The sequence below is a fragment of the Caballeronia sp. genome (assembly GCF_028292365.1).
GTDB lineage: Bacteria > Pseudomonadota > Gammaproteobacteria > Burkholderiales > Burkholderiaceae > Caballeronia.
Genome location: NZ_JAQGMM010000224.1, coordinates 1 through 10,389 on the forward strand (window position 1 = coordinate 1; position 10,389 = coordinate 10,389).

Consider the following 10,389-nt stretch of genomic DNA (forward strand, 5'->3'; position numbering starts at 1 on the left):
CGATAGCCGATTCGACCTGTTTCACATACATGCGCTCTTCCGCCAGCGCGTGACGCGCGGCTTCAACCGTTGTTTCGATAAAGCGCACACCGCTGTTGAGCCGCGCTTGCGCGAGCTTCCACAAGTCAGCCTTGATGACCGAGCCTATTTTTGGATAGCCGCCGGTGGTCTGGGCATCGCCCATCAGCACAATGGGCTGACCGTTCGGCGGGACTTGAATCGTGCCGGGCAATACGGCGTGGGACAGCAAGTCGGCTTTATCGCCGCGTTCCAGGACCGTGCCGGCGAGCCGGAACCCCATGCGGTTACTGTTCGGGGTGATCGTCCACTCCTCGTTCCAGAAGTCGCGCTGGGCCGTTTGCGTGAAGGTCTCGTATTCGGGACCACGCAACACGCGGATCGGCAGCGACCATGAATTGCCCGGCGTGTGTTTGCCGCGCCGCACCGGTTCTTCCACATAAACGAACTTGCACCACGCGGGCGCTTTCACCCCAAAGGCCGATCCCGCCGATGAAAACACCGCGGTTTTGTTCGGCTGCGGCACGCCCGTGGCCAAACGATCGCCATCGCGCAACGCCCGGCCACCGAGACCGCCGAAACAGGCGCCGAGGTCGGTGCTGCGGGAGCCGAGCATGGGAAGGACATCAATGCCGCCCGCCACGCACACGTAACCGCGCATGCCGTGCCTGGCGCCGCGCAGCGTCAGTTCCTGGCCGGCCTGGACCGGCAGGCTCCACCACGAATAGACGGGCTTGTCGTCCAGCGTGGCAGCGAAATCCGTGCCGGTGATGGCCACGCGGGTGGCGCGTGTGAAGCGCAGGGTGGTGGGTCCAAGCGTCAGTTCGATGCCGGCAGCGCCAGGCATGTTGCCCACGATCCGGTTGCCGATTTCCAGCGACAGCGCATCCAGTGCGCCGCCCGAGCTGACACCCAGGTGCCGATACCCCGCGCGGCCAAGATCTTGCACAGAGGTGAGCATGCCGGCGCGAATGACGTCGATCATGCGAGCACCTCCAGCGCGGTAAAACGGACGTGATCGCCGGGTTGCATGAGCGTGGGCGGGTTGCGGGCGGGATCGAAGAGTTTGAGATCCGTGCGTCCCAGCAACTGCCAGCCACCCGGCGACACCGCCGGATAAATACCCGTCTGCTCCCCGCCGATACCCACCGACCCCGCCGGTACTTCCAGCCGCGGTTTGGGATGACGAGGCGCGTGCAGCGAGGGATCGAGGCCGCCGAGGTAGGCAAAGCCGGGCTGAAAACCGAGGAAAAATACGATGTAATCGGCTTGCGTATGGCGCTTCACGAGTTCATCGATACTCAGCCCGAGCGACTTCGCCAGTGACGCAAGATCGGGTCCGTTGGCGCCGCCGTAACGCACGGGAATGTCGATTTCAGCGGTGCCCACATCGACTTCCGCTGCTTGCTCCCACGCGTTTTTCATTTGTTGTGCAAGGTCGGCGGAATCGGCCTGGAGCGGATCGAAGACTAGCGTGAGGTTGTTCATGCCCGGCACCACTTCCACGACATGCGGCCACAGGCGCGCCGCATCGGCGAGCGCCCACATTCGGCGCTGGCATTCGATCGTGGCGGGCGGGGGCGCTTCGCAAACAAGCGCGGTGTCGCCGAGTGGATGAATTTTGGGTGGTGTCATGCTGGGTTTTGCCGGTAATCGAGCGCGCGCTTCAACGAAAGGCGAAAGAGAAGCCGTCTCGACGCTAACTCGGGAATGTACATTGTCAATAATTTATCGACAAATTATCAATAAGAATTTAGACCTAGCGGTAAATTTCGTTCCATACGCTACACTCGCCGACATATTCTTCCGTCGAAATAGCCATGCCCCGTCACCCGACCAAGATCGTTTCGTCCGAGCATCTCGTCTCTGAAACGAGCGCCGAGTTGTCCGAGTTCGAATATGGCCTGATCATGGCCGGCAATGCGTTCAACCGCTGGATGGTTCGATGCATGTCGGCGGCGGGCGCGAAGGACATGACGGCGGTGGAAGTATCGCTGCTGCATCATGTGAGCCATCGTGACCGGAAGAAAAAGATTGCCGATATCTGCTTTGTTCTCAATATAGAGGACACGCACGTTGCCAGCTATGCCATTAAGAAGCTGATGGCGCGGGGCTATGTGAAGAGCGAAAAAGTCGGCAAGGAGGTGTTCTTTTCCGCAACGCCGGCAGGACGGGAGTTGTGCGGGAAGTACCGGGAGGTGCGGGAGAGCTGCTTGATCAGCACGTTGAAGGAGAGCGGGCTGACCAATGAGCAGATAGGCGAAGCGGCGCAACTGCTGCGAAATGCCTCCGGTCTCTACGATACTGCGGCCAGGGCCGCAGCCTCGCTGTAGGGTTGCCGGCTCAATAGACTGCCGACTCCGTCACAATCGCCCCGAGTGGCAGATCAAATTCCCCTCTCGGCAGGGCGTCGCATTTCGCGGATTCAAACGCTACCCCAATGGTCGCCGGCGCCCGGTCACCTGGCCAGTCAGCTAACGTCCGATCGTAATACCCGCCGCCATATCCCAGCCGATATCGATCAATATCGAAACCCACACACGGGATGACGAGCAAGTCCGGCACCACCACGCGTTCTTCTGCCGGCACGGGAATGCCGTACCGCCCTCTCTTCATCGCGGCGCTCGACTGCCACGCATGAAAAACCAGCGGCGACCTTGGCGCAATCACCACCGGCAACGCCGCCTTCCGCGATGCATCCAGTGCCAGCCAGACAGTCAGCACATCACGCGCGTCGAACTCCCCGGCCACCGGCCAATAAAAACCAATGCATGACGTATTCGGGAAGCGTGCGACCGCTTCCATCAAACGTCGCGCCAACGCTTCACCACGTGCGTCCTGATCGGCCCGAGCGCCTTGCGCCTCGCGGGTCGCGAGCAGGTTCGCACGCAGCGCGCTTTTGGTTTCCAGCAGAGGGTTGCATGCTATGCTTTGCATCACTTCGCGCTCCAGAAATAACGATGTCAAAACGTCTCAAACGAGTATATCTCGCAGTCGCAACCACGCTCGCTGCGATCACGCTGATCGGATGCGGCAGCGCCTCCGCCGTGCGTCCGGCAGCAGCTGATTATTCGCTCTCGTCGGACGACCGCACCTTCATCCAGTTACGCGAAGCCGCGCGCTCGAATGACGTCGGCCGTGCCATGCAACTCGCCGCGCAAATTCCGAATTATCCGGCGCCGGGTTATATCGAATACTTCACGATCAAGCCGCAACTCTTCGACTCGCAAGGACACGCACGCGTCGATGCGCCGGACGAGCCCGTGCTCGCGTTCCTGCAGCGCTATGACGGCCAGGCGATTGCCGACCGCATGCGCAACGATTATCTGACCGTGCTCGGTGCTCGCCACGACTGGCGCAATTTCCTCGACCAATACTCGCGCTTCGTACTGAACGACGACACGCAGGTGAAATGCTACGCGCTCGAAGCGCGGGCGTCGCGCGGAGAAAATGTCGCGGACGCTGCGCGTGCTTTGCTCGTCGATCCTAAATGGTATGGCGATGGTTGCGTCGACCTGATCAACGCGCTGGCCGTCTCGCAACAATTCACCGCCGACGACGTCTGGCAGCAAGTCCGCCTCGCCTACGAGCAGAACTACACGAACACGGCAAGCAAGATCGCGGACGCACTCGGCCAGCAGCGCCCGGATCAAAGCGTCTTCGACACCGCCGCCAGTACTCCGCCGCTGTATCTGGCACGCGGCGTAGGCCGTGACACGTCGTCGCATCAACTCGCGCTCGTCGCCATCACCCGCATGGCGCGCAACGATCCGGCCATGGCTGCCGCATCGTTCAGCTCGGTCGCGCCAGCGTTGACGCCAACGGAACGCGCTGTCGGCTGGGGCACGATCGCTTATCAGGCCGCAGCGAAGCGCATGCCGAGCGCGGTCGACTGGTACCGCCTTTCGGTGAATGCGCCGTTGTCGAATCCCGCCTATGAATGGCGCACGCGCAGCGCATTGCTCGCCGGCGACTGGACCATGGTGCGCTGGTCGATCGAACAAATGCCGCCCACGCTGCGCAACCAGCCCGCGTGGATCTACTGGCACGCGCGCGCACTGAAGCAAGCAGGCGACACCGCCACGGCCAATCAGGAATTCGCGGGCATCGCGGATCAGTTCAACTTCTACGGCCAGTTGGCGTCTGAAGAACTCGGCCAGAAGATCACGGTGCCGCCGCGCACGGAAGTCAGCGACGCTGAAATTGCCCAGGCTGCAACGGTGCCGGGTTTTGCGTTGTCGCAGAAGTTCTACGCCATGAACCTCCGGCTCGAAGGCAACCGTGAATGGAACTGGCCGCTGCGTACCATGACCGACCGGCAATTGATCGCGGCCGCGCAGTACGCAAAGCGAATCGAATTGTTCGATCGAGCGGTGAACACCGCGGACAAAACCAAGACCGAGCACGATTTCTCGTTGCGGTATTTGGCGCCGTATCGTGATGTGGTTCAGCGTGAGTCGAAGAACACCGGACTCGATATCGAATGGGCGTATGGCCTGATTCGCCAGGAATCGCGTTTCATCATCAACGCGAAGTCGGAAGTGGGCGCGGGCGGCTTGATGCAGTTGATGCCCGGCACCGCGCAACTCGTGGCGAAGAAAATCGGCATGGGACCGGTATCGCGTGAACAGATGAACGACCTCGACACGAATATCCTGCTCGGCACGAATTATCTGGCGATGGTCTACAACCAGTTCGACGATTCCGCCGTCCTCGCCACCGCCGGTTACAACGCGGGCCCGGGACGCCCAACGCAGTGGCGTTCCACGCTCAGCGCACCGGTAGAGGGCGCGATTTTTGCTGAAACCATTCCGTTCACCGAAACCCGCGATTACGTCAAGAACGTGCTGTCGAACACCGTGTATTACGCGGCGCTGTTCGAGGGCCGTCCGCAATCGCTGAAAGCGCGGCTCGGTTATATCGCGCCGTAAGCGGCCTGCAACACGACTCGCCGCGCGTTTCGCTTTTCCGGTTAATACGGTTAGTCGAAAGCCACGCGCGGCGCCGCCGCCCTGACGCTTTCGCGAACCGCCACTTATGGAGGCGAACATGCGGCATCAAACCATTGCGTTGATCGGCGGATCGGGGTTTATCGGCAGTCATCTGGTGAATGCGCTTGTCGAGCTTGGCAAGAACGTGCGCATCGCCACGCGGCGCCGCGAGAATGCGGCGCACCTGACGCTGCTGCCCGTGGATGTGATCGAAACCAACGTCTACGATCCCGCCCAGCTTGCCGCCTTCGTCTCCCAAGCCGATGCAGTGATCAACCTGGTCGGCATTCTGCACGGCAAGCGTGGCGATCCTTACGGTCCGCAATTCGCCAAGGCGCACGTTGAGTTGCCCAACAAGATCGTGGCCGCGTGTCAGGCGAAAGGCGTGCGGCGGTTGATCCACATGAGCGCGCTTGGCGCGGACCCGAAAGGGCCGAGCATGTATCTGCGCTCGAAGGGTGACGGCGAAAAAGCCGTACGCGAATCGAATCTGGCGACCACGATCTTTCGTCCATCCGTGGTGTTCGGCCCCGAAGACAATTTCCTGAATCAGTTCGCGTTTCTCGAGCGGGTCTTTCCGGTGATTCCTCTGGCGTGTTCGCAGGCCAAGATGCAGCCGATTTTTGTCGGCGATGTTGCCAAGGCCTTTGCCAACGTGCTCGATCTCGATGCCGCCAGCGGCCGTGTGTACGAGCTCGCCGGACCGACGGTGTACACGCTGGAAGAGTTGGTCCGCTTCAGCGGCGCGGCGATCGGCAAGAACGCAAAGATCATTCGTCTGCCCAACAGCCTTGGCCGCCTCCAGGCGATGTCGCTTGAACTCGCGCCTGGCGAACCCATGATGTCGCGCGATAATCTCGATTCCATGAAAACGCCTGCGGTCGCCAGCGGGCCGATGGCGCCGGAACTCGGTATCGAACCGGCGAGCATTGAAGCCATTGCGCCGATGTACCTCACGGGTTCGTCGTCGCGCTCGCGCTTCAATACGTTTCGCGCGTCCGCCGGGCGGTGAACGTGGCGTTCCTTAAGCAGTGCCTTAACCCAAGATATTTGCGATGAAACTCGTTATTGGTGACAAGAATGTATCGTCGTGGTCCATGCGGCCGTGGCTCGTGCTTAAGCACTTCGGCATTCCGTTCGAGGAGGTCATGATCCGTCTCGGGCGGCCGGATTCCAGCGCCAATATCCTCGCGCATTCGCCGTCGGGGAAAGTGCCTTGCCTCGTGACCGATGCCGGCGACGCCGTGTGGGAATCGGCCGCGATCATGGAGACGCTGGCCGAGATGTTTCCGCAGCACGCCATGTGGCCGCGCGATACCGGCGCGAGGGCGCACGCCCGCAGTATCAGTGCGGAAATGCACGCGGGGTTCGCTGATCTGCGCGAACAGATGTCAATGGATATCCAGCGCCAGGCGTTCGGTCTGGAGCTGACGGCGGGCGCGCTGGCGAACGTGAAACGGATCGACCTGATCTGGCGCAATTGCCTCGACGCGCACGGTGGTCCGTTCTTGTTCGGCCGCGAGTTCAGTATTGCCGACGCGATGTTCGCGCCGGTCGTCATGCGCTTCAATTCCTACGCGCCCAAGCTGAGCGAAACTGCGCTTGGCTATGCCGCCCGCATCACGGCACTGCCTGAGGTGGCAGAGTGGATTGAAGGCGCACGGAACGAGCGATGAACATTTACGCCGTGGGCGGCGCGATCCGCGATGACATGCTCGGCCTGCCGGTTCAGGACCGCGATTACGTCGTGGTCGGCGCGACGCCCGAGCAAATGACGGCGCAAGGTTTCAAACCGGTCGGCAAGGATTTCCCCGTGTTTTTGCATCCGCAAACGCACGAGGAATATGCGCTCGCGCGGACTGAGCGCAAGACATCGGCGGGATATCACGGCTTTCAGTTTTTCTACGCACCCGATGTGACGCTCGAAGAAGATCTCGCGCGCCGCGATCTGACCGTGAACGCAATGGCGCGCGAAGTGCGTCCGGATGGCGAGCTGACCGGGCCGGTCATCGATCCGTTTAACGGCCGTGCCGATCTCGAAGCGCGCGTGTTCCGGCATGTGGGTGATGCGTTTATCGAAGATCCGGTGCGGATTCTGCGTGTCGGGCGATTTGCGGCGCGGTTCGCGGATTTTACGATCGCCGACGAAACGCTCGCGCTGATGAAACGCATGGTCGCAGACGGCGAAGTCGATGCGCTCGTGCCCGAACGTGTGTGGCAGGAAGTGTCGCGTGGCTTGATGGAGAAGACGCCGTCACGGATGTTCGACGTGCTGCGCGAATGCGGCGCGCTCGTGCGGATCCTGCCGGAGGTGGATTCGCTGTGGGGCGTGCCGCAACGCGCCGACTATCACCCGGAAGTCGATACCGGCGTGCACGTGATGATGGTCCTGGATTACGCGGCGGCGCACGGTTATACGTTGCCGGTGCGCTTCGCGGCGCTGACTCACGATCTCGGCAAGGCGACCACGCCGGACGATATTCTGCCGCGCCACATCGGTCATGAAGGGCGTAGCGTCGATCTGCTGAAGCCGTTGTGCGAGCGCTTGCGCGTGCCGAACGAATGCCGCGATCTCGCGCTGCTGGTGGCGCGTGAGCACGGCAATATTCATCGGGTGATGGAGTTTGGGGCGGCGGCGCTCGTGCGTTTATTCGAGCGTTGCGACGCGCTGCGCAAGCCCGCGCGGTTTGCTGAAGCGCTACAAGCCTGTGTGTCCGATGCCCGCGGCCGGCTCGGTTTGAGCCAGCAACCGTATCCGCAGGCTGAGCGCTTGCGTGAAGCGTTGGTGGCGGCGCGTTCAGTTGATGCCGGCGCCGTCGCGCAGCAGTACGCGAACGAGCCGGGCAAGATCAAGGACGCGGTTCACGCCGCGCGCGTGGCGGCGGTGGAAGCGGTGCTTTAGAAGCGGTGTTGTGAATTAAAGCGCCCGCGCCAGCAACGACAACACTAGCGACAGCAAAATAGTTGACATGAACGGAAACGGATATTCCCGACCGAACAGGCGCAACGTGAAATCGCCGGGTAACCTGCCAATGCCGAGTTTTTTCATCCACGGCAAACACGCCGAGAGAATCGACAACGCAATGAACGTGGTGAGTACCCAGCGGATCATGATGTCATAAGGTATGTGAACGGTCGCCGGACGAGAACGCGGCCAGCGTGTCGTCAATCCCGCGCGAGAACGCAATCACCTTGAACAACTCGCCCATTTCCGCCTCCGATAACAACTTCTGAACCGCGTTCGCCGCGGGCAGAAAGCGCCGGACGTCTGAAGGATCGAGGTCGGAAAGCGCATCGGTAATGCCGGCATTCATCAGGAAACGCGCTTGCGACGTAAAGCCGAGCAGATCAGCGCCCGCGTCCGTGCCGGCCTCCGCGATCCCCGAAAACTCCACGTGCGCCGTGATGTCCTGCAGCCCGGGATACAAGAACGGATCGCCGTGCGACCGATGCCGGTAATGGCACATCAGCGTGCCCTGCGCGCGCTGAGCGTGATAAAACTCGCGCCGCGGAAAACCGTAATCGATGAAAAACGCCGCGCCGTGCGTGAGCATCGCGCAAATGGTGCGCGTGAAAGCCAGCGCCGCTTCGTGCGTCTCGCTCAGGTATTCGATGAACGGCTCGTCGTTGACTTCATCGATGGTGGCATCAATTTCGGCCAGCAACGGGTCGTCGAGCGCCGCTAACAAGGGTTTGTCGTCGAACGCGAAACGGTTGTTCGTCCACGACACGCCGCGCTCATGCCACACCCCGAGTTTGCGCACGACCAGGCGCACGGGCATGGCGTCGAGCACTTCGTTGCCGATCACCACGCCTTCAAAATGAGTGGGCAATGCGCTGAGCCATTTCACCTTCGACGCCAGTTCGGGCGCGTCGGTTTCTATCGTCGCGCGTTGGCGTTCCTGCAATTCGCCCGATAGATCCACGATTGCGTAGGTATCGAAGGGAACGTCCAGCGCTTTCAACGCGTTCAGCAAGCCGGCGGCGAGTTTTCCGGTTCCCGCGCCGAATTCCATCAGATTGCGCGTGCCGCTGTCGCGCAGCGCCTGCGCAACCGGCCGAGCGAGCGTGGCCGAGAACAATGGTGACATTTCCGGCGCGGTGACAAAGTCGCTGCCGTCGTCGCCACGTTTGCCGAATTTCATCGAACCGCCGGTGTAATAGCCTAGGCCGGGCGCATAAAGCGCGAGTTCCATATACCGGCTGAACGGCAGCCAGCCGCCCGCCGAGGCAATTTCCGCGCGGATGCGTTCGGTCAGCGCCTCGGACTGCGCGAGCGCGTCGGGGCCGGGAACAGGTAAACTGTCGGATTCGTGAGCTTTTGGATTCATTCCGGCATTGTAAATGAGCGTTTCTCCGTCCACTTCTCCAGATTCTTCCGCGCCGAAAGCCCGCGTGGTGCTGATCACCGGCGCGGCAAAACGCATCGGCCGCGGGCTGGCGCTCGGTTTCGCCGCGCGCGGCTGGGACGTCGCCGTGCATTTTGGCGGTTCTGAGGGCGAAGCGCAGGAAGTCGTCCAGTCGATACGCGCCCTCGGCCGCCGGGCAGTCGCTCTGCGCGCGGATCTTGGCGTGGAAAGCGACGTGGCGCGGCTGGTGCCGGCGTGTATCGACGCATTAGGCGGTCTGCATTGCGTGGTGAACAACGCGTCGAGTTTTGTCGAAGACACGGCGCGCGACTTCAGCTATCCGCGCCTGCTCGAGATGATGGCGATCAACGTTGGCGCGCCGCTGGCCTTGGCGCGCGCGCTGTATGACGCTACGCCCGATGCTGCCGTCGACGGTGAAACCGGGCGTGGCTGCGTCATCAACGTGCTCGACCAGAAGCTGTACAACATGAATCCCGATTATTTGTCGTACACGCTGACCAAGGCGGCGCTGGAAAACGCGACCGTCGCGCTCGCTCAGGGCCTTGCGCCGAAGTTGCGCGTGGTCGGGCTGGCGCCGGGGCTCACGCTGCCATCGGCGGACATGACGCCGGCCGAGTTCGAGGCCGCGCACAAGGTGACGCCGTTGGGCCGGGCTTCGCGGGTGGAGGACGTGGTTGCCGCCGCCTGTTACCTCGCCGACGCTTCAGGCGTGACGGGCACGACGCTGGTAGTCGATGGCGGACAGCATCTTGTGCCGTCGCCGCGCGACATCATGTTTTTGACGACAGGCCGCGCTCCGGGCGGCGGCGTTTAGTGCGTCAATCTTAGTAAGTTAATCTGAATCTGAATCACCAGGACATCACCATGCTTGCCGCACTTTCGCATCCCCGGCTGGCCGATTGCCGGCGGCTTTTCCTGCGCAATTACGAAGTGCGCATCAACATTGGCGTGCACGATTTCGAAAAGCAGGGCGAGCAGCGCGTGGTGATCAACGTGGAATTGTTCGTGCC

11 protein-coding genes and 1 pseudogene are annotated in these 10,389 nt (G+C 61.8%); 7 read left to right on the forward strand and 5 right to left on the reverse strand.

The features are described from left to right. Together JWR14_RS13755 and pxpB are read right to left on the reverse strand one after the other, a co-directional pair. Positions 1 to 1,003, reverse strand: a 1,003-nt coding sequence (locus JWR14_RS13755) for a biotin-dependent carboxyltransferase family protein (RefSeq protein ID WP_299707469.1), incomplete at its 3' end; no start/stop codon positions are given. Then, positions 1,000 to 1,653: a 5-oxoprolinase subunit PxpB gene (pxpB, locus tag JWR14_RS13760; RefSeq protein WP_299707472.1), complete on the reverse strand. Its 654-nt coding sequence runs from the start codon at positions 1,651 to 1,653 to the stop codon at positions 1,000 to 1,002. The genes pxpB and JWR14_RS13755, both read right to left, overlap by 4 nt. A gap of 185 nt (positions 1,654 to 1,838) precedes the next feature. Here pxpB and JWR14_RS13765 point away from each other — a divergent pair, with 185 nt between their 5' ends. Beyond that, positions 1,839 to 2,351 (forward strand): winged helix DNA-binding protein, encoded by a 513-nt coding sequence (locus JWR14_RS13765; protein ID WP_213767948.1) that lies wholly within the window; start codon positions 1,839 to 1,841, stop codon positions 2,349 to 2,351. A 10-nt stretch (positions 2,352 to 2,361) separates the two neighbouring features. Here the strand turns inward: JWR14_RS13765 and JWR14_RS13770 are convergent, their stop codons facing one another. Beyond that, positions 2,362 to 2,955, reverse strand: a complete 594-nt coding sequence (locus tag JWR14_RS13770) for a 5-formyltetrahydrofolate cyclo-ligase (protein ID WP_299707480.1) — start codon at positions 2,953 to 2,955, stop codon at positions 2,362 to 2,364. A gap of 23 nt (positions 2,956 to 2,978) precedes the next feature. On the opposite strand from JWR14_RS13770, the gene JWR14_RS13775 reads away from it, so the two are divergent. The 4 genes from JWR14_RS13775 (at position 2,979) to JWR14_RS13790 (ending at position 7,911) form a co-directional block, all read left to right on the forward strand. Beyond that, positions 2,979 to 4,949: a lytic transglycosylase domain-containing protein gene (locus tag JWR14_RS13775; protein WP_299707483.1), complete on the forward strand. Its 1,971-nt coding sequence runs from the start codon at positions 2,979 to 2,981 to the stop codon at positions 4,947 to 4,949. Between the two features lie 118 nt (positions 4,950 to 5,067). After that, on the forward strand, positions 5,068 to 6,021 hold the full coding sequence (locus JWR14_RS13780; RefSeq protein ID WP_299707486.1) for a complex I NDUFA9 subunit family protein: 954 nt from the start codon (positions 5,068 to 5,070) through the stop codon (positions 6,019 to 6,021). A 43-nt stretch (positions 6,022 to 6,064) separates the two neighbouring features. Then, positions 6,065 to 6,685 carry a glutathione S-transferase family protein gene (locus JWR14_RS13785; protein WP_299707489.1) on the forward strand — a complete coding sequence of 207 codons (621 nt, stop codon included), beginning with the start codon at positions 6,065 to 6,067 and terminating at the stop codon, positions 6,683 to 6,685. Further along, entirely contained in the window at positions 6,682 to 7,911 is a 1,230-nt protein-coding gene (locus JWR14_RS13790; RefSeq protein WP_299707492.1) for a multifunctional CCA addition/repair protein, read from the forward strand. Before JWR14_RS13785 ends, JWR14_RS13790 begins: the two co-directional genes overlap by 4 nt. A 15-nt stretch (positions 7,912 to 7,926) precedes the next feature. On the opposite strand, the gene JWR14_RS13795 is transcribed toward JWR14_RS13790, so the two are convergent. Both JWR14_RS13795 and JWR14_RS13800 read right to left on the reverse strand, forming a co-directional pair. Then, complete coding sequence (locus tag JWR14_RS13795; RefSeq protein ID WP_031362236.1) at positions 7,927 to 8,121, reverse strand: DUF2905 domain-containing protein; 195 nt, start codon at positions 8,119 to 8,121, stop codon at positions 7,927 to 7,929. A gap of 4 nt (positions 8,122 to 8,125) precedes the next feature. Next, positions 8,126 to 9,340: an SAM-dependent methyltransferase gene (locus tag JWR14_RS13800; protein ID WP_299707495.1), complete on the reverse strand. Its 1,215-nt coding sequence runs from the start codon at positions 9,338 to 9,340 to the stop codon at positions 8,126 to 8,128. A gap of 13 nt (positions 9,341 to 9,353) precedes the next feature. Between JWR14_RS13800 and JWR14_RS13805 the strand changes: the two genes are divergently transcribed. Together JWR14_RS13805 and JWR14_RS13810 are read left to right on the forward strand one after the other, a co-directional pair. Next, on the forward strand, positions 9,354 to 10,193 hold the full coding sequence (locus JWR14_RS13805; protein WP_299707498.1) for an SDR family oxidoreductase: 840 nt from the start codon (positions 9,354 to 9,356) through the stop codon (positions 10,191 to 10,193). 50 nt (positions 10,194 to 10,243) lie between these two features. After that, positions 10,244 to 10,389: pseudogene (locus JWR14_RS13810) on the forward strand (dihydroneopterin aldolase); the annotation flags it as partial.

Bases quoted from the DNA above. Each gene is read 5' to 3' on its own strand.
- JWR14_RS13780 (WP_299707486.1), top strand. From the start codon at position 5,068: ATGCGGCATCAAACCATTGCGTTGATCGGCGGATCGGGGTTTATCGGC.
- pxpB (WP_299707472.1), bottom strand. From the start codon at position 1,653: ATGACACCACCCAAAATTCATCCACTCGGCGACACCGCGCTTGTTTGC.
- JWR14_RS13770 (WP_299707480.1), bottom strand. From the start codon at position 2,955: ATGCAAAGCATAGCATGCAACCCTCTGCTGGAAACCAAAAGCGCGCTG.
- JWR14_RS13785 (WP_299707489.1), top strand. From the start codon at position 6,065: ATGAAACTCGTTATTGGTGACAAGAATGTATCGTCGTGGTCCATGCGG.
- JWR14_RS13805 (WP_299707498.1), top strand. From the start codon at position 9,354: ATGAGCGTTTCTCCGTCCACTTCTCCAGATTCTTCCGCGCCGAAAGCC.
- JWR14_RS13795 (WP_031362236.1), bottom strand. From the start codon at position 8,121: ATGATCCGCTGGGTACTCACCACGTTCATTGCGTTGTCGATTCTCTCG.
- JWR14_RS13800 (WP_299707495.1), bottom strand. From the start codon at position 9,340: ATGAATCCAAAAGCTCACGAATCCGACAGTTTACCTGTTCCCGGCCCC.
- JWR14_RS13775 (WP_299707483.1), top strand. From the start codon at position 2,979: ATGTCAAAACGTCTCAAACGAGTATATCTCGCAGTCGCAACCACGCTC.
- JWR14_RS13790 (WP_299707492.1), top strand. From the start codon at position 6,682: ATGAACATTTACGCCGTGGGCGGCGCGATCCGCGATGACATGCTCGGC.
- JWR14_RS13765 (WP_213767948.1), top strand. From the start codon at position 1,839: ATGCCCCGTCACCCGACCAAGATCGTTTCGTCCGAGCATCTCGTCTCT.